The 22587-nt window shown below is 62.0% G+C and carries 24 protein-coding genes; 11 read left to right on the forward strand and 13 right to left on the reverse strand.

Annotated elements, in window-relative coordinates; translation table 11 throughout:
* Nucleotides 1-89: 89 nt before the first annotated feature.
* Complete coding sequence (locus C5L10_RS02635; protein WP_105428432.1) at nt 90-644, forward strand: XRE family transcriptional regulator; 555 nt, start codon at nt 90-92, stop codon at nt 642-644.
* A gap of 109 nt (nt 645-753) precedes the next feature.
* Here C5L10_RS02635 and cydB read toward each other — a convergent pair whose 3' ends face one another.
* Complete coding sequence (cydB, locus tag C5L10_RS02640) at nt 754-1758, reverse strand: cytochrome d ubiquinol oxidase subunit II (RefSeq protein ID WP_105428433.1); 1005 nt, start codon at nt 1756-1758, stop codon at nt 754-756.
* On the reverse strand, nt 1748-3166 hold the full coding sequence (locus C5L10_RS02645) for a cytochrome ubiquinol oxidase subunit I (RefSeq protein ID WP_105428434.1): 1419 nt from the start codon (nt 3164-3166) through the stop codon (nt 1748-1750). Before C5L10_RS02645 ends, cydB begins: the two co-directional genes overlap by 11 nt.
* A gap of 336 nt (nt 3167-3502) precedes the next feature.
* Here C5L10_RS02645 and C5L10_RS02650 point away from each other — a divergent pair, with 336 nt between their 5' ends.
* The 4 genes from C5L10_RS02650 (at nt 3503) to C5L10_RS02665 (ending at nt 5103) form a co-directional block, all read left to right on the forward strand.
* Nucleotides 3503-3772 (forward strand): hypothetical protein, encoded by a 270-nt coding sequence (locus C5L10_RS02650; RefSeq protein ID WP_105428435.1) that lies wholly within the window; start codon nt 3503-3505, stop codon nt 3770-3772.
* Nucleotides 3773-3815: 43 nt separating this feature from the next.
* A complete protein-coding gene (locus C5L10_RS02655) occupies nt 3816-4022 on the forward strand; it encodes a hypothetical protein (protein ID WP_105428436.1) in 207 nt (68 codons plus the stop codon).
* 20 nt (nt 4023-4042) lie between these two features.
* Entirely contained in the window at nt 4043-4285 is a 243-nt protein-coding gene (locus tag C5L10_RS02660) for a hypothetical protein (RefSeq protein WP_105428437.1), read from the forward strand.
* 134 nt (nt 4286-4419) lie between these two features.
* Entirely contained in the window at nt 4420-5103 is a 684-nt protein-coding gene (locus tag C5L10_RS02665) for a phosphoribosyltransferase (RefSeq protein ID WP_105428438.1), read from the forward strand.
* A 3-nt stretch (nt 5104-5106) separates the two neighbouring features.
* On the opposite strand, the gene C5L10_RS02670 is transcribed toward C5L10_RS02665, so the two are convergent.
* Nucleotides 5107-5886, reverse strand: coding sequence for an endonuclease/exonuclease/phosphatase family protein (locus C5L10_RS02670; protein ID WP_105428439.1), 780 nt, complete (start codon nt 5884-5886; stop codon nt 5107-5109).
* A gap of 65 nt (nt 5887-5951) precedes the next feature.
* Here C5L10_RS02670 and C5L10_RS02675 point away from each other — a divergent pair, with 65 nt between their 5' ends.
* Nucleotides 5952-6893: a UPF0104 family protein gene (locus C5L10_RS02675; protein ID WP_105428440.1), complete on the forward strand. Its 942-nt coding sequence runs from the start codon at nt 5952-5954 to the stop codon at nt 6891-6893.
* Here C5L10_RS02675 and C5L10_RS02680 read toward each other — a convergent pair.
* The 3 genes from C5L10_RS02680 to C5L10_RS02695 all read right to left on the reverse strand — a co-directional run bounded on the left by C5L10_RS02680 (nt 6873) and on the right by C5L10_RS02695 (nt 9174).
* Nucleotides 6873-8378 (reverse strand): phospholipase D-like domain-containing protein, encoded by a 1506-nt coding sequence (locus tag C5L10_RS02680; protein WP_105428441.1) that lies wholly within the window; start codon nt 8376-8378, stop codon nt 6873-6875. The genes C5L10_RS02675 and C5L10_RS02680 overlap by 21 nt on opposite strands.
* 354 nt (nt 8379-8732) lie before the next feature.
* Complete coding sequence (locus tag C5L10_RS02690) at nt 8733-8915, reverse strand: hypothetical protein (RefSeq protein ID WP_046608292.1); 183 nt, start codon at nt 8913-8915, stop codon at nt 8733-8735.
* A gap of 64 nt (nt 8916-8979) precedes the next feature.
* The gene (locus tag C5L10_RS02695; protein WP_046604365.1) at nt 8980-9174 is read right to left on the reverse strand and encodes a hypothetical protein; all 195 of its coding nucleotides are present in this window, start codon (nt 9172-9174) and stop codon (nt 8980-8982) included.
* Between the two features lie 170 nt (nt 9175-9344).
* Here C5L10_RS02695 and C5L10_RS02700 point away from each other — a divergent pair, with 170 nt between their 5' ends.
* Complete coding sequence (locus C5L10_RS02700; protein ID WP_105428443.1) at nt 9345-9857, forward strand: ferritin-like domain-containing protein; 513 nt, start codon at nt 9345-9347, stop codon at nt 9855-9857.
* Between the two features lie 55 nt (nt 9858-9912).
* Here the strand turns inward: C5L10_RS02700 and C5L10_RS02705 are convergent, their stop codons facing one another.
* Both C5L10_RS02705 and C5L10_RS02710 read right to left on the reverse strand, forming a co-directional pair.
* The gene (locus C5L10_RS02705; RefSeq protein WP_105428444.1) at nt 9913-10128 is read right to left on the reverse strand and encodes a hypothetical protein; all 216 of its coding nucleotides are present in this window, start codon (nt 10126-10128) and stop codon (nt 9913-9915) included.
* A gap of 189 nt (nt 10129-10317) precedes the next feature.
* Nucleotides 10318-10533: a hypothetical protein gene (locus tag C5L10_RS02710; protein WP_046634309.1), complete on the reverse strand. Its 216-nt coding sequence runs from the start codon at nt 10531-10533 to the stop codon at nt 10318-10320.
* Nucleotides 10534-10775: 242 nt separating this feature from the next.
* Between C5L10_RS02710 and C5L10_RS02715 the strand changes: the two genes are divergently transcribed.
* On the forward strand, nt 10776-11792 hold the full coding sequence (locus tag C5L10_RS02715; protein WP_172716892.1) for a glycosyltransferase family 4 protein: 1017 nt from the start codon (nt 10776-10778) through the stop codon (nt 11790-11792).
* Here C5L10_RS02715 and C5L10_RS02720 read toward each other — a convergent pair.
* Complete coding sequence (locus C5L10_RS02720; RefSeq protein WP_080951097.1) at nt 11789-13213, reverse strand: lipopolysaccharide biosynthesis protein; 1425 nt, start codon at nt 13211-13213, stop codon at nt 11789-11791. The genes C5L10_RS02715 and C5L10_RS02720 overlap by 4 nt on opposite strands.
* A 131-nt stretch (nt 13214-13344) precedes the next feature.
* Between C5L10_RS02720 and C5L10_RS02725 the strand changes: the two genes are divergently transcribed.
* Nucleotides 13345-14532, forward strand: a complete 1188-nt coding sequence (locus C5L10_RS02725) for a glycosyltransferase (protein ID WP_172716893.1) — start codon at nt 13345-13347, stop codon at nt 14530-14532.
* 49 nt (nt 14533-14581) lie between these two features.
* Nucleotides 14582-15355 carry a polysaccharide deacetylase family protein gene (locus tag C5L10_RS02730; RefSeq protein WP_105428447.1) on the forward strand — a complete coding sequence of 258 codons (774 nt, stop codon included), beginning with the start codon at nt 14582-14584 and terminating at the stop codon, nt 15353-15355.
* On the opposite strand, the gene C5L10_RS02735 is transcribed toward C5L10_RS02730, so the two are convergent.
* A complete protein-coding gene (locus tag C5L10_RS02735; protein ID WP_105428448.1) occupies nt 15352-16170 on the reverse strand; it encodes a WecB/TagA/CpsF family glycosyltransferase in 819 nt (272 codons plus the stop codon). The genes C5L10_RS02730 and C5L10_RS02735 overlap by 4 nt on opposite strands.
* Nucleotides 16151-17458, reverse strand: coding sequence for an O-antigen ligase (locus C5L10_RS02740; RefSeq protein WP_172716894.1), 1308 nt, complete (start codon nt 17456-17458; stop codon nt 16151-16153). The genes C5L10_RS02735 and C5L10_RS02740 overlap by 20 nt, the downstream gene beginning before the upstream one ends.
* Nucleotides 17459-17728: 270 nt before the next feature.
* On the opposite strand from C5L10_RS02740, the gene C5L10_RS02745 reads away from it, so the two are divergent.
* Nucleotides 17729-18826, forward strand: a complete 1098-nt coding sequence (locus C5L10_RS02745; protein WP_105428449.1) for a glycoside hydrolase family 5 protein — start codon at nt 17729-17731, stop codon at nt 18824-18826.
* Between the two features lie 5 nt (nt 18827-18831).
* On the opposite strand, the gene C5L10_RS02750 is transcribed toward C5L10_RS02745, so the two are convergent.
* Together C5L10_RS02750 and asnB are read right to left on the reverse strand one after the other, a co-directional pair.
* Nucleotides 18832-20472, reverse strand: coding sequence for a GumC family protein (locus C5L10_RS02750; RefSeq protein WP_245447907.1), 1641 nt, complete (start codon nt 20470-20472; stop codon nt 18832-18834).
* Nucleotides 20473-20579: 107 nt separating this feature from the next.
* Nucleotides 20580-22538 (reverse strand): asparagine synthase (glutamine-hydrolyzing), encoded by a 1959-nt coding sequence (gene asnB / locus C5L10_RS02755; RefSeq protein WP_105428451.1) that lies wholly within the window; start codon nt 22536-22538, stop codon nt 20580-20582.
* Nucleotides 22539-22587: the final 49 nt, after the last annotated feature.

The raw sequence follows: 22587 nt of genomic DNA on the forward strand, positions 1-22587 counted from the left end.
AGTCCCCATTGCCGACAAGGCTTGTCTCTTATAGGATGCCATCGTCCACTATAGAAGACGATTATCGAAAGGCAAGCCGCTTGCAGCAGATGGAGAACGACCCGGTCCAGGCGATCGCCACGCGGCTGAAGATCGAGCGGGAGGCGCGAGGCTGGTCCCTGGCCGAGCTTGCCGAACGCTCGGGCGTCTCCAAGGCGATGATCAGCAAGATCGAGCGCAGCGAGGCAAGCCCGACGGCGACGGTGCTCGGCCGGCTCTCTGGCGCCTTCGGCCTGCCGCTTTCGGTACTGCTGGCGCTTGCCGAGCGGGCGCAGGAGCGCGTTGCGCTGCAGGCGGAACAGCCGGTCTGGACCGATCCGGAGACGGGTTATACGCGACGCGCCGTCTCTCCGGCGAATTCCCCAATGGAGCTTCTGGATGTTTCGCTGCCATCAGGCGTGCGCGTGCCCTATCCGGCATCCGCCTTCGCCTTCCAGCACCAGCAGATCTGGGTTCTGTCAGGCCGGCTCGATTTTCGGGAGGGGTCGGTGATGCATCATCTCGCCGAAGGCGATTGCCTTCTGCTCGGGACCCCTGCCGATTGCGTCTTCTTCAATCCGGGCACGGAGCCGGCGCGTTATGTGGTGGCGCTGACCCGGCGCTAGGCGCCGAGCCAGAATTTGATGACCAGACCGACGGTGCCGACAGTCGCGACTCCGGCCACCCAGAGACCCACGAACCAGGCGAGCCGCCTGAAGGTTTCGCCGCCCGCCATCAGTGATAACCCTCTTCCGGGTCGACCTTGCCGCGGAAGACCCAATAGGCATAGCTCGTATAGGCAAGGATCAGCGGCACCAAGATCAGCGCGCCGACCAGCAGGAAGCCGAGGCTTTCGTCGGGGGCCGCCGCATCCCAGATCGTCACGGATGTCGGCACGATATAGGGATAGAAGCTGATGCCGATGCCGGCGTAACCCAGTATGAAAAGGCCGAGCGCCGCAAGGAAGGGCCGGCTGTCGCGGTTGTTTTTCAGGCCCGTGAGCAGAAGCCGGAAACAGCCGAGAACCAGCAGGGGTACGATGACGCTGAAGATCGCGGTCGGCCAGGAGAACCAGCGGTTCAGATAGAGCGGCTCGAGGAACGGCGTCCAGAGGCTGAAGACGCCCATGGCGGCGAGCGTCGCGAGGGCGGCGATATAGGAAAGGCTGCGGGCCTTGTCGCGAAGGTCGCCCGTCGTTTTCATCACCAGCCAGGTCGAGCCGAGTAGTGCGTAACCGATGACGACCGCAAGGCCGGTGGCGATCGAAAACGGAGTCAGCCAATCCCACCAGCCGCCGGAATAGGCGCGGTTTGCAACCGGAATGCCCTGCACCAGCGCCCCGAGCGCGATCCCTTGAGCCAACGCCGCCATGAATGAGCCGCCGGCAAAGGCCCAGTTCCAGAGATATTGCGCCCGGCCGGTGCGCCAGCGGTATTCGAAGGCGACGCCTCGAAAGATCAGTCCGAGCAGCATGGCGATGATAGGTGCATAGAGTGCCGGCAGGATCGTCGCATAGGCGAGCGGAAAGACTGCCATTAGCCCGCCGCCGCCGAGTACCAGCCAAGTCTCGTTGCCGTCCCAGACGGGGGCGACGCTGTTCATCATCACGTCGCGATGGCGCTTTTCCGGAAACAGCGGGAAGAGGATGCCGACGCCGAGGTCGAACCCGTCGAGGATGACATAGGCAAGCACCGCAAAGGCGATGATGGCCGCCCAGATGAAGGGAAGGTCAATGACCATGACGGCCTCCTGCAGGGAGCGTTGCGGCATGCGGGGCCGGCGTGATGCCAGCGGTTCGGATCGGGCCTTCGCCGAGATCGCCGCTCGGATCGCGCGGCAGGCGGGACATCAGCCGCAGGATATAGAAGGTGCCGGCGCCGAAGACGAGGAAATAGACGATGATGAAGGCGACCAGCGAGGAGCCCACGGCGGCTGCCGCGATCGGCGAGACGGAATTTGCGGTCAACAGGTGGCCGTAGACGGTATAGGGCTGGCGGCCGACCTCGGTCGTCACCCAGCCGGCGAGCACGGCGACGAAGCCGGCAGGTCCCATGACCATCGCGGCCCGGTGCAGCCATTCGGAGGTGTAGAGGCGGCGTTTCCATCGACAGTACAGGCTCCAGAGGCCGAGGCCCAGCATCGCGAAGCCGAGGCCAACCATGATGCGGAAGGACCAGAACACGATTGGCACCGGCGGCTGCAATTCGCGCGGTACGGTATCGAGGCCCTTGAGCGGCGCATCGAGGCTGTGTTTCAGGATGAGGCTCGAGAGCTTCGGGATCTCGATTGCGTAGTCGATTCGTTGTTCGGCGTGGTTCGGCAGGCCGAAGAGGATCAGTGGCGCGCCGTCCGGATGGCTCTGGTAATGGCCTTCCATCGCCATGACCTTGACCGGCTGGTGTTCCAGCGTGTTGAGGCCGTGCTGGTCGCCGGCAAAGATCTGGATCGGGGCGACAATTGTCAGCATCCACATCGCCATCGAGAACATCGTGCCAGCGCGCAAGGGGGCGGTGCGGCGCAGAAGATGCAGGCCGCCGACCGCGCCGACCACCAGCGCGGTGGTCAGATAGGCGGCGAGCACCATGTGGACGAGGCGATAGGGAAAGGACGGGTTGAAGATGACCGCCCACCAGTCGGCGGGGATGAACTGGCCCTTGTCGTTCATCGCAAAACCCTGCGGCGTCTGCATCCAGGAGTTTGCGGAAAGGATCCAGGTCGCCGAGATCAGCGTGCCGACCGCGACCATCAGCGTCGCGAAGAAATGCAGGCCAGGCCCGACGCGGTTGCGGCCGAATAGCATGATGCCGAGGAAGCCTGCCTCCAGGAAAAATGCCGAGAGCACTTCGTAACCCATCAGCGGGCCGATGACCGGGCCGACCTTATCGGAGAACACGCTCCAGTTCGTGCCGAACTGGTAGGACATGACGATACCGGAGACGACGCCCATGCCGAAGGCGAGCGCAAAAATCGTCTTCCAGAAGTCGAACAGCTCCAGATAGACGACCTGTTTCTTCCACAGCCAAAGACCTTCCAGCACCGCGAGATAACTCGCCAGCCCGATCGAAAACGCGGGAAAAATGATGTGGAACGAGACCGTGAAGGCGAACTGCATGCGCGCCAGCAGCGTCGCGTCGAAGGTCTCGAACATGGCGTCATCCCTTTTCTGGCGGGGGCCGGAAGCCCGTCCATCTCATCGGATGACAATCGGCGGAGGGCGTCAAGAGATCAATGCGCATCAATGCCGCGCGCCCGGATGCCGCGGCCCTGCGTTGAACCGCCGCAGTGAACGAAAAGGCGCTTCCCGGTGAGGGGAAGCGCCAAGTTGGGGAGGGTACTTATGACAATGTCGGCCGCGTGGAGGTCATGCGACCGACCCGCGTTGAACCCATGATCATCAGTTTTGTTCCCCCTTCGCTTGTTTTGGCGCGGAACCTTCGGTGGCGGTCCCGGTTCGGCAAGCAGGTACGGAAAGGAGAAAAGCACCATGAGCAAAGCCGTAGAAACCACCGATCACAAGGAAATCCGGCAATGGATCGAGGAACGCGGCGGCCATCCGGCCCGGGTGAAGGGCGCTAAGGAAGGCGGCATTCTGCGCGTCGATTTCGGGAAGCCGGAAGAATCCCTGGAGGAAATCGAATGGGACGACTTCTTCTCGATCTTCGATGAGAACAAGCTTGTCTTCCTTTTCCAGGAAGAAACGGAAGCCGGCAAAACCAGCCGGTTCAACAAATTCGTGTCCAGCACGAAACACTGAGGCCGCGGCCGAGACCGCGGTCCCTGAGCCAAGGAGGACGATCATGTCCACATCCAAACATTTCAAGACCCGCAAGCCCAGCGATGCCGACCTCAAGGAGGATCCCGGTATCGGCCAGTCGAAAGGGTTGAACCGCTTCACCGGCGCCGACGAGATCGCCGGCGACAATACCGAGGAAGGCGATGTCGGTAACGACACCACCCGTTTCGGCGGCGTCGATCCCAACCAACGCGGCCGGGCGAACAAATGACCTCTCAAGGAGGATAGATCATGCAAGGCAACAAAACCCACCAGCAGCAACGCAACATCATCGAAAAGCGGGAAAATACCGCCAATGCGCCGAAGGAGTTCGATCCCGGCCCCGACCTGCAGCGGAGCGAAGCGGCCAGGGATGCATTCCGCCGCGGCGATAACCTGGACATGCGGGCCGCGGAAGGTTCCCTCCACGACGACCCATCGATCGTTCGCGGCCGCAACCAGGAAAGCGAACACCACAAGGGCAAGCGCTCCTGACTCTTTTGGAGAGCACGGAACCCGAACCCCATCCTCACGGTTGTCGGACGCCCGCCCGGTGATATGATACGGTCGGGCTGGCATAAGAAACGAGTGCGGTGGCAGATGTTACCGCGCCATCCTGGGAGGATGATATGTTCGGTCTAAGCCCAACCTTTGCCGATCGCGAGGATGCCGGAAGGCAATTGGCGGAAGCCATGCAGGCGACGTTGCCGCCCGATCCGATCCTGATGGCGCTGCCGCGTGGCGGCGTGCCCGTGGCCTTCGAAGTCGCCCAGCGGCTCGGCCTGCCGCTCGATCTCCTTATCGTTCGCAAGATCGGTGCGCCCGGTCATCCCGAATATGGCATCGGCGCTGTCGTCGATGGGCGGGAGCCGCACGTGGTCGTCGACGAGGACGCCGCCCGTCGTTTCCATGTGCCGCCAGGCTATCTCGCGGCCGAGCGCGAACATCAGCTTGCCGAAATCGAGCGCCGCCACCGTATGTATTTCGGCGAGGACGAGCCGAGCGAGCATGATCACACGGGGCGGGACGTCATTCTCGTCGATGACGGGATTGCGAACGGCGTCTCGATCCGCGCCGGCATTCATGCGCTGAAAGACATGGGGGTTGCGTCGATCCGGATCGCGGTGCCGGTCGCGCCGCGCCAACTGCTGGAATCCCTGCAGGAAGAGGTGGACGATATCGTCTGCCTGTCGGCGCCGGATCGTATGGAGGCCGTCAGCCTGCACTACGGCGACTTCAGGGAAACGACCGACCAGGACGTGGTGCGCCTTCTGAAGGAGGCTCACCGGCTCAGCCGCACCCTCAGCCATTGAGGATCAGAGTTCGATAGTCACCAGAAGCGGCAGATGATCGGAGGCCCGGCGGGAAAGCGGGGTCGATACGACCTGCGTCGCGATCGGTGTGACTTCGCTGGAGGCGAACACGTGGTCGATCCTCAAAAGCGGCAGACGCGACGGGAAGGTGGCTTTGGGCCTGCCCCCGCTCAGGAGTGGCACGTCCGCCATCTGGCGGGCGACGGCCTTGTAGGTCGCGGTCACGGGAGTGGCGTTGAAATCGCCGATCAGGATCTTCGGCTTGCCGTGGCAATCCGGTGCCCCCATCCAGGACGGCCCGAGGATCTCGCCGATCTGGCGCATCCGGTCGCCGCCCAGCAGGCCGAGATGGGTATTGAAGACCTGCAGCTTGTGCTCGCCGACCTCTATTTCCACCCAGACGGCGCCGCGCTGCTCCCCATGCGAGGGCAGGCCGGCACCCTTGACCATTCTTGCCGGCAGGGCCGTCAGGATCGCATCGCCGTAACGCTCTTCGGCGACGTTGAGTGCAGCGTGGAAATGGGATTGCATCTGAAGAAGAGACGCAATCGCGTGCGCCTGGTCTATCCCGCCGGTGCGGCTGCGGCCGACATCCAATTCCTGCAATCCGATGATATCGGGTTCCAAGGCCGCGATGACCTCAGCCACCCGGGCGGGGTCGAGCCGGCGATCGGTACCGATGCAGCTATGCACATTATAGCTGAGAATTTTCAGGCGATGCCTTGTCTTCGAAGCCGGGGCCGGGGAGGGGCCGGCCTTGGCTGGCGATGTCTGATCAGTCATGGAGCTGGGAACACCTCGGTCCCGGTTTCGTTCCCATTGTTATACTGCCGTTTACGAGAGGGACCATGATCGCCAGACGCCATCTGCTCAAGTTTCTGATCGGCGCTGCGATCTGCCTGGCGGCCTTCCTCGTCTATCGCAGTCTTGGCCGCTACACGGTCGACGAGATCGAGGAATCGGTCCGGTCGATCGCCGCTTTCCGGCTCGCGACCGCATTTTTCTTCGTCGTCCTTTCCTATCTCTGCCTCGGCGGCTTCGATGCGCTTGCCGTGCGGTATGCGGGCAAGCCGCTTCTCTTGCGGCAGACCTCGCTCGCATCCTTCACGGCGCTGTCGATCGGTCACAATGTCGGGCTTTCCGCGCTCAGCAGCGGTGCCGTGCGCTACCGGTTCTACACGCGCTGGGGTCTGACCGGCGAGGACATCGCCAAGGTCATCGTCTTCTGCGGGGTGACCGTCGGTCTCGGTCTCGGAACGCTGGCCGGACTGGCGCTGCTGCTCCAGCCCGGCGACGCGGCGGACCTGCTCGGCCTCGACCGACCGGCGCGGCTTGTGGCCGGGATTTTCTGCCTGGCCGGCCCTGCCGCGTATCTGCTGATCTGCGCCTTCGTGCGCCGTCCTCTCGTCGTGCGCAGCTGGCGGTTCGAACCGCCGGCGATACAGCTTGCGCTCGGCCAGATCGTCATTGGCACGCTGAACTTCGCCTGCGTCACGGCTTCCATCCAGCAGCTTCTCGCAAGCTTTACCGATGCCGGTTACCTGGCTGTGGCCAGCGCCTATGTCACCGCCAACATAGCCTCGCTGCTCAGCCATGTGCCGGGCGGGCTCGGTGTGCTGGAGGCGACCATGCTCGGGATACTGCCGACATCCGCGTCGATCGGTGCGCTGATCGCCTTCCGCGTGCTCTATTTTTTCGTGCCGCTCACGGTCGGGGTGCCGACATTTCTCGTCGCCGAGGCTTATTATCGTCATCGGGGCGGCAAGTTCCTAGAGCAGACGGTGATGTGACAGGCGGGCGAAAAGCCGCCTGAGACCAGCCTTGATTTCCGGAATCGGCCAGAAGGGCTGTTTCGGGTCGATGATCCCCGTGCCGACCAGAGATTCCGTTTCGCCTTTGTCCGCATCGACGTCGTAGCTTCGCAGGCCGCGCGGCTTGAAGTTCAGCCGGTCGACGGCCGCCAGAATGGAGCCGGTTTCCGCGACGATCCGCGCAACTTCCGCCGGTTGGGCGTCGAGATGTTCGGCGATCAGCTCGTTGCGGAGCGCGGCGATCGCCTGCCGGCCCGCCGGGTCCGACGTTTCGATCGCAAGGTCCGCCTCGGTGTCCAGCCCTTCGGAGCGGTTGTTGAGATTGGAAGAGCCGACCCGCACGAACTGGTCGTCGACGATGATCAGCTTGGAATGAACGATGATCTCCTGCTCGCCACCGTTGCCGTCGGAAACCGCGGCAAAGAAAACCCGCAGACGCCCATAACGATCTGCGCGCTTGAGGCGACGGATCAGCCGGTTGCGGTTGTGGCCCATCATCAGCTTTTCCAGGAAGCCATGGGATTCGCACGTGACGATCACCAGGATTTCCGGGCCGTCGGCTTTCCTCAACCGTTTGGCGAGGGTGCGCGCCACGCCGAAGGAGGCGAGATATTGCGTCTCGATATAGAGGTGGTGTTTGGCCGCCTTCAGCGCGTCATGGGTCAGCCGGATCGCCTCGCGGTGGCCGCGATGGCCCTTCCATTTCCACGCCTCGGTGAGCGCCAGGCCGGTGTTGCAGTCGGTCAGCGCCGGTTCCAGGTCTGCCGGCCAGGGATTTTTGCCTGGCATATCGAGGGGTGAAAGGACCTGGCGGGTCGCCTTTTTCCACCGACGGCGTGCGACGTCGCCGATCAGCTTTGCCGTATCGCCGGTCACGATCGCCTGTATGTCGTGGACGGAGCCATAGGTGGTTCCGTCGGGCGCCCGGCGCAGCGGGTTGTCGATCGCATGGCTGCGGTCGTCCCAGCGGCGGGCGGTCAGGTCGATGCCGCCGAGGAAGGCGGTCCGGTCGTCGATCGCGACGATTTTCTGATGATGGCTGGCGCGCAGCGGATGTTCGAAATCGAAATTCAGGAAGATGCGCGGATGGTCCTTCCAATCCATCTTGCCGAACATTTTGAGGCTCTTGCCGGAATAGACAGGCCCCATGCCCCAAACCAGGATGCGGATTTCAAGCGAGGGCTTTTCCTCGACAATCTTGCGCAGCAGAGCACCGAGCGTTTCGCCGTCTGGGTCGCGCGGACGAAGGACGATGTCCGGATCGAAATCCCACCCGATGATGAAGATAGAACGTTCCGCCAGCCTCAAGACCTGATCGAGCCGTCGAAAATAGTCTTCGCCGTCGATCAGGAAGGCGAGCTTTTCCGCCTTCGCTCTTCGCCAGGCATTCCGGCCGGGCCGGATGATGGGTTCGAATGGGAATCCCGTGTCTCGGGTCGGGATCGATTGCGTCGTTACATCCACCTGGCCACCTCATCATGGAATGGCAGATGAACGCGCGGATTTTGTCCTTTGTTCCAAGGCTGTATTCCCGCCCATAGCCGGATGGAGTGGCCGGATGGAGTGGAAGGTGAGGGCGCTACTCGATAACGGTCTGTTGAGCCGGGCTGGGTGCGATGAAATTGTTGTTGCCGTCTCTGAAGACTTCCATTGCGACGATAAGCACGAGAAGGATGAGAGCTGCAGCACCCATCAGCTTCCAGAGCCCGCCCGTCGTGGGGTTCCGTCGGCTCTCTTCCTGCGCTTGCCTGTGCTCTGCACGTGTATGGCCATGGATGTTCATAATCGATCTACCGGCGGTTTCGCGCCGGTACCTCTTCAACTGGAGGCCAGATTGCCGGGCGGCATATAGACTGGCGGATTGGGATTTTCGTCGGGATTGGGCAACGGCGTCTCATCCGGCAGCCGATCCGGTTCCGGTTCGTCGATCGGCGGGTCCGGCTTCCAGATGGGCGCCGGCATGGGCGGTCGTTCACTTGGTTCGCGAGGATCGGGTATCATGGAAAACTCCCTGTTACTCATCTCACAACCGCCCGGCATGTCGATTGTTCCTCGCAAACTGGCCCTAACGGTTGGTGGAGCCGGTGCTGGTCGGGTCTGTTCCCGGAGCCGGCGTCTGCGCCCTGTCGCTGGTCGCAGGAGGTGCCGGAACCTGCGCCGTATCATCCGACCTGCCGGTGAAATAATAGCCGACAGCCATCAGGAGGAGCACTATGGTGATCCCTCCGATGATGGAATTTGCCCTCATCTCGCGTGACATGATCTTCGCTTCTGTGGCTCGTGATTTTGCTACTGGACAATTCGCAAACGGCGGCAATGTTCCAGACTTCGAGGCGAAGAGGAACTTCGCCTGCTTTCAGGGGTTGAATCAGGCTGGCTTGCGTTCCCCAAAGCAATCGATTTGGGCAACCAGTTTGCGAGGAGAAGCGAATGACCCATGCCCGAGACAATTTCCTCGCGTGGCTACGAGCCGCCCATGCCATGGAGGAACAGGCGATCACGACGCTTACCGCCCAATCCCGGCGGATCGAGAGCTATCCCGACCTCAAGACCCGCATCGTGCAGCACCTGCACGAGACGGAGGAACACGCCCAGGCGCTGAAGACGCTCCTCGATCATTTTTCGGCAACCGGCGGCGTGTCGGCGATCAAGGACATCGCCGCAAAGTTGGCGGCCAAGGCGCAGGGCGTCGGCGGCATGTTGACCAGTGACGAGGTCGTCAAGGGAGCGATGGCAAGTTACGCCTTCGAGCACATGGAAATCGCCAGCTACCGGGTCCTGATTGCCGCGGCCGACGAGCTGGATGAGATGGAGGCGAAGACGGTTTTCGAACGCATTCTTGGCGAAGAGATCGCCATGGCCAACTGGCTGGAAGCCAATCTCGACGCCATCACCCGCATATTCCTGATGCGTGACGAACGAGACCTGATGGCCAAGAGGTAAGGGGCGAAGCGATGGGGCGGCGGCCAGCCGCTGCGATGGCGGCTGGCAGGGGATGTCAGGTTCTCAAGGGTGCATCCGGATCCAGATGGATCTGCAAATCTCGCGGATCGCGTACGCCCTGTTGATAAAGCTGAATGATCTGTGCTGCGAGATCGTTTGCGGCGAGGCTGCCGCCGGCAAGTCCACGCTCCGCGCAGATCTCGTCGAACAGGCGTTGGAGAAATGCCAGTTCCGTCGGTTCGAAAGTGTTGGTCAGGACTGCTGCATTCATCTTTTCAGCCTCCCAAATGGTGGCGAAAGCGCTTCCTGTCTTCCAGTTGCCGGCGCGCGCTTGTTTTTAAGCCGGCGATAGCCAAAGACTACTACTTCTCTTCCACTTTGCAAGGGAGGAAAGCCGGATGGGCGCAGCAGTGGGTTGCTCGAAATCCGTTCTCAAGCAGTCGTGAATGTAAGTGGTTTTTCAATCCTTAAGATGGTTCGCCCCGTGGTCGTGAAACTGTTCGGTCTGCACCGTTTTGCTATCCAGTCCGCGCTCCCTCGAATGCTGTGCCTTGTCCCGGTTCGACAGAACTTTGTTTTCGGGAAGGGCCGCCTTGTCGATCTCCGTCATTGCCCCGTTTCCGCTGTTTTTCCCCTGCGCTCCCGCGCCCATCCGCTTCGAACTCGCTTTGGCCATGATGTCTGCCTCCTGCTTCTTGTTTTCACTCAAAGGGTAGAACCGCGCAGGCGAGTTTTTGATCCGCGAAAAGTCGGATAGGAGAAATCTGAACGATCTCCCTGCACAGATTTTAAGATTTCAGCTCTAGGGTCCGGCGCATGAGGCACGAATTCAGCTCAGCTTTTCCAAAAGCTGCCGATACCCTAATTCCTTCGGGGAAGCGGATTCTCCAACTCGTAACCCATGACAAGATGGGGGGCGTGCGTACCCTTGTGCAGATGGTGGAGACCGGCTTGCACGCCCGCGGTTTCGAGGTGCAGACGCTGCCTCTCGACACCGGTCATGGAACGGTCGCCACGCTTCGCAATCTTGCACGCCTTGGCTGGACCATCCTGTCGGGAAAATACGACGCGATCTTCACCTACCAGGCTGCGGCCTCCGTCTTCGGCGGCTTTTTCGGCTTTTTAGGCCGCGTGCCGGTGCGTGCCGCCCATCACACCGCAGCGCCGGAGGGTATTCGCCGGCATTGGAAGGCACTTGACTGGCTGTTCGGATCGGCCGGGATATTCACCCATTTCGTATCGAATTCCGTGTCCACCAGCGCATCGTTCGGCAAATGGCCCGCTGCCTACCGGCGACGGTTCATTCTGATCCCGCATGGTGTCGATCCCATTCCGCCGGCTCGCGCAGCGGTCGACTGGCGGCAGCGCCTTTCCATTGCGCCAGATGCTTTCGTGCTGGTCGCGACCGGGAGGCTGGTGGATCAGAAGGATCACGCAGTCCTGATTGAGGCGCTCGGGACGTTGCCGGGCATGCACCTGATCATCGCCGGCGACGGCCCGAACCGGGAGGCTCTGGAGGGCAAAGCGCGCACTCTGGGTGTGGCGGAGCGCGTCCATCTGGTCGGCTCGATCGAGCGGGATGCGCTCGGCGACATCCTGGCGGCGGGAAATATCTATGTGTTCCCGTCGATCTGGGAAACTTTCGGCCTTGCCGGGGTGGAGGCTTCGATGGCCGGGCTGCCGGTCGTCGCGTCGGATCTCCCGGTTCTGCGGGAGGTGCTGTGCATCGGCGACGGGCATGACAACGCAGCCATGACGCGGTTCCATCCGCCCTGCGATCCGGCCAGCCTTGCCGATGCGGTCAGAGATCTCGCTGCGAATTATCCCGCTGCGCAGCTTCGGAACGATTTTGCGCGATTGCACCGTGAGCATCACAGTCGTGAGCTCATGCTGGAGCGCTATACGAATTTCCTGCACTCCGAGAGCGGCGTCTAACCGCGTCGCGGATAAAACCGCTGAAGCAGCGAGCGGGCGTCGAACAGGTTCCAGCGCAGCGCGATATAGGCGCTGGCGATGCCGATCAGGACGAAGTTGATGGCGCTTGCAGCCGGCTCTTCCGCCAGGAGTTGGACACCTTTGCCGACGGCGACCACAGCTATGCCGAGAGCCAGCAGCAGGCCCCCGCGGGGCAGGTCGAGAGGCATGCGCAGGTTTCCCGACGCGTAGACCAGGCAGATCAACAGCGCCGCCGCCTGCCCAAGCGTGAAGGCGATGGCGGCGCCCATTGCCGCATATGAGGGGATCAGCAGGTAGCTCAACGTTCCGGTGACCGCCAGCATCGCGACAGACGCGACCAGTTCCAGGTTGGTCGTCCCGCTGAAATAAATGATCTGACCGAAATAGTGGGCGCGCATGACGAGAATGGCATTCGCGACGAGCAGGATCGGCATGATCTGGGTGACGACCGGCAGATAGCTCGGAGCAAGCAGGATCCCGAAGATGACGTCGCCGAGCAGGATGAAAGATGCGGTGCCAAAAATGACGATATAGCAATGCGTGATGAAGGCGCGCTTGAGAGTATGCCGCGCTTCGGTCCCTTTCCCCTCCGTATGGAAGTTCTTGGCGCTCGAAATATATCCTGCGCTGATCGCCTCGGCCAAGACCAGGAACGTCTGCTTCATCAGGTCGAGTACGGTCCCGTAAGGAGCGACGGTGCTGGTATTGTAGAGGCCCGCCAGCAGCAGCCGGTCGACGTTCATGGCGGCGGCCGAGGCGCCGAAGGCGATGGCAAGCGGCCAGCCGTAACGCCACATCCGCCGCACGTCGCTGCTCCGGGGCCAGACAAAGCCGGACGCCCATATGGTGCGGCTGAAATGCCGGAAAACCGGCACGGAGCCCAGCGCATAACCTAGCCCCACGCCTGCCAGCAATGCGCCGGGCGTGTCGAATTCGAGGACGGCGATATAACCGAACAACAGCGAGAAGACTGCACGGGCGATGGTCGCGATTGCAACGAGCCGGACAAGAAGGTGGGCGCGGCTGATTTCGACGGCGACGAAATACAAGGTGAAGCAAACCACCAGCAGGCTGCTGCTGACGGCAACATCGGCATGCAATGTTCCAAACAGGTAGAACAGGTATATGAAGCCGATCGCCGGCAACATCACCACCCCTGAAACCAGCAGCAGCGCACCTGCGAGCCGATCGGCCTCCTTCGGGTCGTATCGTCCGAAATGGGCGAATACGATCCACTGGACGCCCAGGCTGTAGACCATCATGCATATCGAAAACCCGACGATATATTGGCCGTACACTTCGGCGCTGGTCATGCGCGTGAAGATGGAAACCGACACGAGATTGATGATGGCCGAGGTCGCCCGCGAGGCTAAATACACCGAGGCATGTCTATCGCTCAATTTCGTCGCCCAATAATATGCATTTGGTCAGAATTAACCGCTAACCCTCTAGGGTAGGCCCGATCGCCGGGAGTGACGTAGATCCTTCCTTAGCAGGAACAAACGCAATAATCATAGGGCATGTGATGATTATGAATAGCTCTCGGATTGTTGATCCGGTCGCAGCCCGAATCTGCTTTCTCGTGCGTGGTTTCGATGGCGGCGGTGCCCAACGCGACGCCATCCTGCTGGCAAACGAACTGCAGGGCCAGGGATTTCCGAGCGCAATCGTTACGCTTCAGAGTTCGGGGCCGTTGCGAGACCTGATCCGCGCCGACGTGCCCGTCATCGATCTCGGCAACGGCCGCAAACTGCGCCTCGCCTTTGCGCCCGCCGCATTGCGAAGGTTGCTGGTCACGGGGCGTCCGAGGGCGCTTGTGTCTTCCGAGGCGGCGGCGAATGTCCTGGTGATCCTGGCCTCGCGAGGGCTTGCGAGGGAAACGCGGCCGTCGATTGTCCTGCGCGAGGTGGCAAGCCCCCTGCAGGCGCGAACCGGCGATCCCTACTGGCAGAACCGGCTGGCCTACAGGCTGATCCGGTTTGCCTACCCGCGCGCCGATCTGGTCCTGACGCTGACGGCCGGTGCGCGAAACGACCTCATCGACCGTTTTGGCGTGCCGGCCGCGAAAGTCGCCAATCTCGGGACCAATGCCGTGCTGACACCGCAGATGCGGAAGCGGATCGAGCAACTGGGCCACGCCCCGGAACCGGGCCACATCGTCTCGGTCGGAAGGCTCTCTCCGGAAAAGGGGTATGCGACGCTGATCGAGGCCTTTGCGCAGCTCCGGCGGATGCGGGCCGCGCGGCTGACGATTGTCGGGGAAGGCGACGAACGCGGCAATCTGGAGGCTTTGGTCGAAGCGCTAAATCTATCGCAGGATGTCAGTTTGCCGGGACACAATCCGGACCCGTTGTCGATCGTGTCGCAGGCTTCGCTTTTCGTATCGTCCTCCTCGCACGAGGGGCTGGGGAACGCCCTGATCGAGGCCATGGCCTGCGGCGTACCTGTCGTCGCGACGGACGCGCCCTACGGTCCGCGTGAGATCCTCCAGGACGGCAGGCTTGGGCGGCTGGTGCCGGTCGGTGATGCGACCGCGCTTGCGCAGGCCATGGCGATGACGCTCGAACAGCCGCCCGAAAGCGCGGTTCTTCAGGCCCGCGCTGCGGAGTTCAGCGTCGAGAAATCGGCCGAAAGGTTCATCCATCTTCTTCAGGCGGCGGGGATCGCGGGAAATGCCGTTTCTGCGGCGCCGGAGATTGAGACAACCGTAAGTATTTGAGATTATGTACTGAAGCTCTGGGAGATCCGACTGCAATGGATGGGGGTAGATGACAAAGCCGAAACTCTGGGAGATGTCCGGTTCCGAGATACTGGCGGGAGTATCCCGCAAGATCGGGCGGCACGTATATTTTCGCCCGCACCTGTTGAAGCTGGATGCGCCTGTGGTTGCTTTCACGTTCGACGACTTTCCTGTCTCGGTCTTCGAAAATGCGGCGCCCGCTCTTGAGGATGCCGGCATGCTCGGCACGTTCTATCTTGCAAGCGGCCTGATGCAGCGCGTCGAAAACGGCCAGCTGATCGTCGATGAGGAGATGGTCGCGACACTTTCGGACAGGGGACACGAGATCGGCGGTCACACCCATGGCCATATCAATGTCCAGAAAACGCCCCGTCGCGACCTGATGGCCGATGTCAGACGAAACGACGAGGAAATCGCCCGGATCGTAGGTTCCGCAAAGCCGGTTTCCTTCGCCTATCCTTTCGGGATGATTTCGGTCCCGTCCAAGCTGGCGCTGATGCATCACTATCCGGGCCTGCGCGGTATCAAGGTCGGCACCAATTCCGGCCTCATCGATCTTGCCCATCTGAAAGCGCAGGAACTCTATGACTGCAGCAACGATTCCGCTTCGATCGACAGGATGCTGGACGATGTCGAGCGGCGCTGCGGCTGGCTGATCTTCTATACCCACGATGTGCGCGAAGACCCGACGAATATAGGCTGTTCGCCGGCCTTCTTCTCGCAGGTGGTCGACAAGGTGCGCCGGCGCGGCATCAAGGTGGAGACGGTGATCGATACGCTGAAGCGGATCGGGGTCGCCTAACGGGTCTTGTCCGTGTCGGGGCGGTCCGCCGTCAGATCCTTGTAGACGGCCCAGCAGAATGCCCAGGACGTGACGAAATATCGCCGTGCCAGGCGGCGCGGTTCCGTCGCGACGCGCCAGAGAAATTCCAGCCCGGCTTTCCGCAGGAAGACCGGAGCACGCGATTTGACGCCGGCATAAAAATCCAGCCCGGCGCCGAAACCGAAGCCGTAGCAATCGGGAAGGTCGGCGCGGTGCTTGTCCATCCAGATCTCGGACTTCGGGGCGCCAATGCCGAAGAAGATATGCGTGACGCGTCTTTCCCGGAGCATCGCCACCAATTCGCGTCCAAAGGTCTCATTCTGCTCGAAAGCCGGAGGGGCAGTGACGATGCCATGCTCGGAAAAACCGAGCGCCTTCAGCTTGTTGTCGAGAATCGCTGCCGTGGTTTCGCTCGAGCATAGGAGCAGGGGCCGGTGGGTGCCCGGCTTGAGGCGCTCGATGATCTCGGGAAACAGGTCGGCGCCGGTGATGCGGCCGGGAACGGCAAGCCCGCGCAACCGCGCATAGAGGAGGACGGGGGCACCGTCGACGGTGGTCAGCCAGGCCTTGTCATAGGCGGCCCTGAAGGCGGGGTTCCTGTTCAGCTGCACGATGTGATCGAGATTGGCGGTCACCAGCAGCCGCAGGCCTTCGCCGGCCGGCACCGGTTCGGAGACGATCGTATCGACGATCCTGCCTGCGTCCCAGGTGGAGAACTCGATGCCGAAGGCGGACGTCCGCTGCCGCTGTTTTACCGGTGCTTGCTCGGACATTTCAGGCGTACGCTGGTCCATAGGCGGGCTCGGCCTTCCTCGAGGCTATGATGCGGTAGCGGGCCTGGTAACCAAGGCCGAACATAGCAACCATCATCGTGAACCAGATAGGCCCCGACCGGGCGAGGAACACGCTTTCGAGGCAGGCGAGGAAGATCGAGAAAAGCCAGATCCTCAAGAAAAGCCTCGTGAGCGGCGTGAAGTTCTTTGCGGCGTCGATTGCCGCCAGATTTTTAAGGGGAGTAGCCAAGACCCATATCACCATCAATATCAATCCCGGTATGCCGGCGTTCATGGCGGCATCGACATATGCATTGTGGGCATCCACCGCACGCACGGCCCAGTTCAAGCTGCGCATGTCGCTGTTGACGAGGCTCTCCGCCCCCCAGAAAGAGCCGAAGCCATAACCGGTGATCGGTTGCTGTGCAATAGCATCGAGTGCCAGCCGCCAGATGTCGGCGCGTGCCGTATAGGTGGTATCGATCCCGGTTGCCGCGACAATCTCCCGCAGCGGCGCAATCGTCGACACGCCGACGGTCGCCAGATTGAGCAGGCCGACCCCGCCGAAGACGACGGGAACGCGGATCCAGCGCCAGCGCTCAAAAAAAATGCTGAGGATGAAGATGCCGGGCAGCATGGCGGTCGAGGTCTTGGCGCCGGTCTTCAGCAGGAACAGGCAGCTTGCCGCGATCAGGAGCAGTCCGATGATCCGGGACCATGCCGACATCAGATAGATGCCGACGAAGCAGGAGAGCGCCATGACGACGCCGGTCTCGTTCTTCTGGACGTAAATTCCCTTCCAGAGCCCCGCATGCTGCGGCTCAAGAAAGTCGGTCAGCTGATGGACGGCAAGCCTCGGGAGAAACAGCACGCCGAAATAGCAAAGGCCGACGATCAGCATGACGCCGCCCCCGGCAAGCCGAGCAAACTGGCTCTCGCCCTTCGGCAGCATCAGAAATGCACTGGCGCTGATGCAGACGGTGAGGGCAATCAGGACGCGCCTGACGGCACCGAGCGGGTCGACCGAAAGCGCCGCGGTCAGAAACAGCCACCCGAATACCAACGCAAGCAGCAGGCGGGGCTGGAAGATGACGCTCCGCACCCTCGGGGTCATCGCGTAGACAACCACGATCAGGAACAACATATAGGCGAGCAGCTGGCTCCAGAGAGCAGGCTTCGCCAGGGCAGGGTTGAGGCTGGTGTCGACGAAAGGCGTCAGGGTGATCCAGTAGAAGCACCCGACACAGCAGAACAGCAGCTTTGCGCCGAAATTTCCAGAAGACGCAACTTCGTCCGTGTCTCTCGCCATCCACCCGCCGCCGCGTTCTGTTCGCGCGCGAATCGTAACAGAAACCGCAGAATCTCGCCAGCATCCATATCCGCCGGCCACTGCTGCGAAGTTCGTCGAGAGCGGCAGAAGCCTGGCTTCGAGGGCCGTGACTGCGATAGCGCGAGATCTCGGCCATTCATCATAACTGCATAAATTTAACCGGTTTGCTTGACCTTGACGGTGTCGAACCAGAACTTGCGCTCGTCCTGCAATCCTTGGCAGGCTTGCAGGCGCCCGTGGAGACTTCGAATGCTGGAAATATTTTGTCGGCTTGCCGGATCTCTCATGCTGATGGCACTCGGAATTGCTGGTGCGCAGGCGCAGAATTTCGTGCTGAAGCCGTTTGCGGAAGCCCACGCCCCTGAAATTGCCGGATTGACGGCGGCCGAGCAGAGCAAGGCGCTGGGGCGAGGGGTCAATTTCGGGGGGACGCTGGAGGCGCCGAGCGAAGGCGCTTGGGGAGGCAGGCTTTCCACAGAGCTGTTCGAGGCCGTCAGGCAAGGCGGGTTCCAGACCATCCGTCTGCCGATCCGCTTCAGCAGCCATGCGGCCCTTTCGGAACCCTACAAGCTCGACGAGGCTTTCATGAAGCGGGTCGATTTTGCGATCAACAACGCGCTGTCCCGGGGCCTCAACATCATTATCGACTTCCACCACTATCATGAGATGGATGGCGATCCCCTGGAGGCGGAGGAGGTCGCGATCGGCGTGGAGAAGAGCCGCGAGCGTTTTCTGGCGATCTGGGAACAGCTGGCGCGGCGATACCAGAGCCTGCCCAACGACAAGGTGCTGTTCGAGATCTACAACGAACCGCACGGCAAGACGGAGGAGGTCTGGAACGATCTGCTCGCCAAGGCGCTTGCGGTGATCCGCAAGACAAATCCCTACCGCTTCCTGATTGTCGATCCGGCGGAATGGAGCACGGCCTGGGGGCTCGAAAAGCTGGCGCTGCCTCCAGACGACCGCCGCCTGATCGTCACCATACACAATTATGCACCGTTCAAATTCACCATGCAGGGCGCCAGCTGGGTCGAAGGATCCAGGCCCTGGCTTGGAACATCCTGCTGCGAGAAGGCGCAGATCGAGGAGATCGGCACGCCGCTCGACATGGCGGTCGAATGGGGGAAAAAGAACGACCGGCCGATCTTTGTCGGGGAATTCGGCTCCAATTCGCTCGCCTATTATCCCGACCGGGTGATCTATACGCGGATCATGCGGGAGGAGATCGAGAAACGCGGCATGAGCTGGGCCTACTGGGATTTCGCGTCCCACGAATTCGGCCCCTGGGACCCCACCACCAAGTCATGGCTGCCGGAACTGCACGAGGCGCTGGTTCCGAAGAAGTAGAAGGTTCAGGCGAACTCGCGGCCGGCTTCGCGCATATGGCCGAACAGGCCGAGTGTGAGTGCCATCAGCACGCCGAAAATGGCGCCGGCGAAAGCCCCGCCGATCAGCAGCAGCACCGAACTCGGCGGCCAGCTCTTCGACTGCGGCGGCACCGGCGGCGAGATCACCCGGACATTGCTGGTGTCGATCTGTTGACGCTCGCTGATCTGGTGCGTCCGCGACAGATAGGTCTCGTATACGGCGGCCTTGGATCGGGCATCCCGCTCCAGTTCGCGCAGGCGCACCTGCGCGTCGTTTTCGGTAAACACGGTCGATCGCGAAGCGTCGGACTTGCGGCGCAGTTCCTGAAGGGCGCTATTGGCCTGATCGACATCGGTCTTGGCGGACTGGAGAAGACGGGCGGCTTCCTCGGAGATCGCGCGGTCGACGGAAGCAAGCTCCGACTGCAGAGCGACGAGGCGCGGGTGCCGGCTGCCGTAGACGAGCGTCATCGAGCTGATCTGCTGCTGCAACGCGCTATAGCTGGCGCGCAGGGTGATCATGCTGGCAGAATCGAACACCGCCGAATTCGCAACCCGCCTGTCGGCATAGGCCGCCTGGAGCTGCTTATAGCGGGTATCGGCCTGGATCAGCCGCTGCTGGGCGTCGAGAACCTGCGTATCGAGAGCGCCGGAAATACGGGTGCTGGTGAGTTCGCCGGCGGTCGATTGCAGGTCGTTCTGGCGCTTGAACTGCTCGACCTTCTCCTCGGCTTCCGTCACCGAGCGGCGCAGTTCGTCGAGCCGGCTGTTGAGGCCGATTGCGAGCTGGCCGACGCTATCCGACGAGGATTTGAACAACTCGCCTTCAAAGGCCGAGACGATCGCGTTCGACAGCTTGATCGACTTCTCGGCGTCTTCTGTCCACACCGAAAGGACGACGACGAACGAGCCATCGTCGCGGTTCGCGGTAATCTGCTTTTCGAGCTGGCGCAGCACGCTCAATTGCCTGTTTTCGGGCGCGGTCGGCGACGAGATGAGGCGGCGCAACCCGTCGAGCCGTCCGGGGCGGTTGAACTCGGGGTCTTCGGTGAGGTTGAGCCCGTTGATGACCTTGGTCAGCACGTTGCGCGACGTCAGGACCCGCAACTTGCTCTCGACTTCCAGAAGCTGGGAATCCCGCTGCGGGTTGGCGGAGAAGACGTCGTCGGAAACGAGGTTCAGGTTGGAGGGATCGATGATGATCTCCGTATTGACGGTATAGCGCGGCGAGGCAATGGCGGCGTAGAGCAGCGCAAGGACGGCGCCGAGGATCGCCGCGGCGATGATCCGCAGAAAGCCCCTGCGCAGCCACCGGATGATATCGGTGAAATGGATATCCGTCAGGCTGTGTAGCTGTGCCTCGATCCGTTTCTCAAACGGAATGTCCTCGTATCGCATCCGGTCGTCATCTTCCCGTTCGTGGGCGGGCGGGTCACGATGATAGTCCGAACGGGTTCGATAGTCAGGTACAGAAGAAGGACGAGGCCGATTGCGCGGCGAGGGGCGTTCTTCCGGTTCCTCTTCGACGATTGGATGATCCAGGAGGGAGCTCTGGTATTCGCTGCGATGACGCAACGCCCGGGCCGATGCCGACCGCCGAGTATGGGGCTCCTTCGGCTCGTACATGGACTACCTCCGCTCTTCCGCCACAGCGAAAGAACCTACAATTGGACACACTCAGGCGATCATGCCGAATTGACGTGAATTTTAAGTTAATTGAAGACTTTCAACAGCTAATAAGCAGCCTTGCGAACGGGATGTGCCTCGTCCGCGGCGGATCGGGTAAAGCCCTTCAGCCAGAGCTGGGTGGACAATATGCCGACGAAAGCGGCGTTGTCGCGGAACCCGGAGATCGGGGCCAGGCGGCATTTCTGATGGAGTTTTGCAACGGCCTTCGGATTGAAGAGGCCTGAGGCGGCGATTGCCTGTTCGCCGAGCATCTCGCCGACATAGGCCTGCGCGTTATTGCCGGTAAAGGAACGGCTGTCCGGTGCCCGGTAGGGCTGTTTCGGACGCTTGCGGATGACATCCGGCAGCAGGTCCCTGGCGACGCGGCGCAGGATGTGCTTTTCGTCGAGGCCCTTGAGCTTCATGCCCGGCGCGAGGCGGCTCGCGAACTCCACGAGCCGGTGGTCGAGGAAGGGAAAACGGCCTTCGATCCCGTGCGCCATCGCCATGCGGTCGCCTTGGCTCGACAGGATGTAGCCGGGTAGCAGGAAACGGCTTTCGAGATATTGAGCCTGATGCAGCGGGTGCCAGCGGGAGAAATTCGCCGGCAGTCGGGAGGCAAGTTCTTCGGCCGCATCATAGCTGCCGAGCGTGGCGCGGAGTTCGTCGGAATAGAAGATCTTGGCCGCGGCCGTCGAGCGGAAGCGCGGGCGATGGGAGAACAGCGGATCGCCCGCCGGATCGTTGCCGGCGCCGAAGAAAGCGGCAAGATATTCCGCCGACTGCTGCTTCAGCCCGGGCAGATAGGGATAGAGCTTGCGGAAAAGATGCGGCCGCATCTTCGACCCCGGCTGGCGGGCACAGAAACGGCGCACGCGCGCCTCGCGAAAAATGTCGTAGCCGGCGAATACCTCGTCGGCGCCTTCGCCGGTCAGCACCACCTTCATGCCCGCATCGCGGACAAGGCCCGAGAGGCGGTAGAGCGGCGCGGGCGCGGTGCGCAGGACCGGCCGCTCGGTGAAACGGATCACATCCGGGAAACTCGCGGCGATATCGGCCGAGCCGCTGGCGACGGCGTGGTGACGGGTGCCGAGCGCTTCTGCGACCTGCCGCTGGAAGGCGCTTTCGTCGTGCTCGGCATCGTCGAAGGTCACCGAGAACGTGTTGAGGCCATTTGGAGCCATCGGTGCGGCGAGTGCCGCGATCAGCGAGGAGTCCAGTCCGCCGGAGAGGTAGGCGCCGACGGGCACGTCGGCGCGCATGCGCAGCCGCGTCGCATCGGTCAACAGCGCCCGCAATTCCTCTTCCCTGACAGACTGGTCGGCCTCGGCGTGATCGCCTGCATCCGGAAAATCGAGCACCCAATAGGGCCGGGTCTCGGTTCGGCCGTTCCTGGCGACCATCAGGTGGCCGGGTTCGAGCTCGAGAACGCCCTTGAAAGCGGTGCGCGGCGCGATCGGCGTCCAGAGCGTGAAGATCTGGTCGAGCGCCACGGGATCGAGTTCGGCCTCGATGCCCGGCACTTCCAGCAGCGCCTTGATCTCGGAGGCGAAATACAGCGAGCCCTTGTGCTCCGTATAAAAGAGTGGCCTGACCCCCATCCGGTCGCGGGCGAGCATCAGCCGGCGCTCGCGGTGATCCCAGATCGCAAAGGCATAATCGCCGTTGAGGCGCGCGAGGCAGGCTTCGCCATAGGTCGCGTAAAGCTGCAGCAGGACTTCGGTGTCGCTACCGGTGCGGAAGGCGACGCCGCGCGCCTTCAGTTCGTCGCGCAGTTCGACATAGTTGAAGATCTCGCCGTTGAAGGCGATGGTAAAGCGGTTTTCGGCATCCGTCATCGGCTGCTGGCCGTCGGAAAGCCCGACGATCGACAGCCGGACATGGGCAAGGCCAATGCCGGGTGAGGCGAACACGCCTTGTCCGTCCGGCCCGCGATGGGCGATCGCCTGTGCCATGGAAGACAGCAGGGCCTCCGGATTTCCGGAGCCGAATGCCTCACCGATGTAGCCCGCAAAACCGCACATCTGTTTCCATCATCAACAGGTACACACTGACGCTCACGGTCATAGACGG

The organism is Neorhizobium sp. T6_25, from assembly GCF_002968555.1.
Lineage (GTDB): Bacteria > Pseudomonadota > Alphaproteobacteria > Rhizobiales > Rhizobiaceae > Neorhizobium.

Coding starts and splice junctions, on each gene's coding strand:
- cydB (WP_105428433.1), bottom strand. CDS start 1,758: ATGGTCATTGACCTTCCCTTCATCTGGGCGGCCATCATCGCCTTTGCG.
- C5L10_RS02745 (WP_105428449.1), top strand. CDS start 17,729: ATGCTGGAAATATTTTGTCGGCTTGCCGGATCTCTCATGCTGATGGCA.
- C5L10_RS02660 (WP_105428437.1), top strand. CDS start 4,043: ATGCAAGGCAACAAAACCCACCAGCAGCAACGCAACATCATCGAAAAG.
- C5L10_RS02690 (WP_046608292.1), bottom strand. CDS start 8,915: ATGATACCCGATCCTCGCGAACCAAGTGAACGACCGCCCATGCCGGCG.
- C5L10_RS02635 (WP_105428432.1), top strand. CDS start 90: ATGGAGAACGACCCGGTCCAGGCGATCGCCACGCGGCTGAAGATCGAG.
- C5L10_RS02675 (WP_105428440.1), top strand. CDS start 5,952: ATGATCGCCAGACGCCATCTGCTCAAGTTTCTGATCGGCGCTGCGATC.
- C5L10_RS02740 (WP_172716894.1), bottom strand. CDS start 17,458: ATGGCGAGAGACACGGACGAAGTTGCGTCTTCTGGAAATTTCGGCGCA.
- C5L10_RS02705 (WP_105428444.1), bottom strand. CDS start 10,128: ATGAATGCAGCAGTCCTGACCAACACTTTCGAACCGACGGAACTGGCA.
- C5L10_RS02665 (WP_105428438.1), top strand. CDS start 4,420: ATGTTCGGTCTAAGCCCAACCTTTGCCGATCGCGAGGATGCCGGAAGG.
- C5L10_RS02725 (WP_172716893.1), top strand. CDS start 13,345: ATGAATAGCTCTCGGATTGTTGATCCGGTCGCAGCCCGAATCTGCTTT.
- C5L10_RS02710 (WP_046634309.1), bottom strand. CDS start 10,533: ATGGCCAAAGCGAGTTCGAAGCGGATGGGCGCGGGAGCGCAGGGGAAA.
- C5L10_RS02730 (WP_105428447.1), top strand. CDS start 14,582: ATGACAAAGCCGAAACTCTGGGAGATGTCCGGTTCCGAGATACTGGCG.
- C5L10_RS02655 (WP_105428436.1), top strand. CDS start 3,816: ATGTCCACATCCAAACATTTCAAGACCCGCAAGCCCAGCGATGCCGAC.
- C5L10_RS02670 (WP_105428439.1), bottom strand. CDS start 5,886: ATGACTGATCAGACATCGCCAGCCAAGGCCGGCCCCTCCCCGGCCCCG.
- C5L10_RS02735 (WP_105428448.1), bottom strand. CDS start 16,170: ATGGACCAGCGTACGCCTGAAATGTCCGAGCAAGCACCGGTAAAACAG.
- C5L10_RS02645 (WP_105428434.1), bottom strand. CDS start 3,166: ATGTTCGAGACCTTCGACGCGACGCTGCTGGCGCGCATGCAGTTCGCC.
- C5L10_RS02650 (WP_105428435.1), top strand. CDS start 3,503: ATGAGCAAAGCCGTAGAAACCACCGATCACAAGGAAATCCGGCAATGG.
- asnB (WP_105428451.1), bottom strand. CDS start 22,538: ATGTGCGGTTTTGCGGGCTACATCGGTGAGGCATTCGGCTCCGGAAAT.
- C5L10_RS02695 (WP_046604365.1), bottom strand. CDS start 9,174: ATGTCACGCGAGATGAGGGCAAATTCCATCATCGGAGGGATCACCATA.
- C5L10_RS02700 (WP_105428443.1), top strand. CDS start 9,345: ATGACCCATGCCCGAGACAATTTCCTCGCGTGGCTACGAGCCGCCCAT.
- C5L10_RS02750 (WP_245447907.1), bottom strand. CDS start 20,472: ATGTACGAGCCGAAGGAGCCCCATACTCGGCGGTCGGCATCGGCCCGG.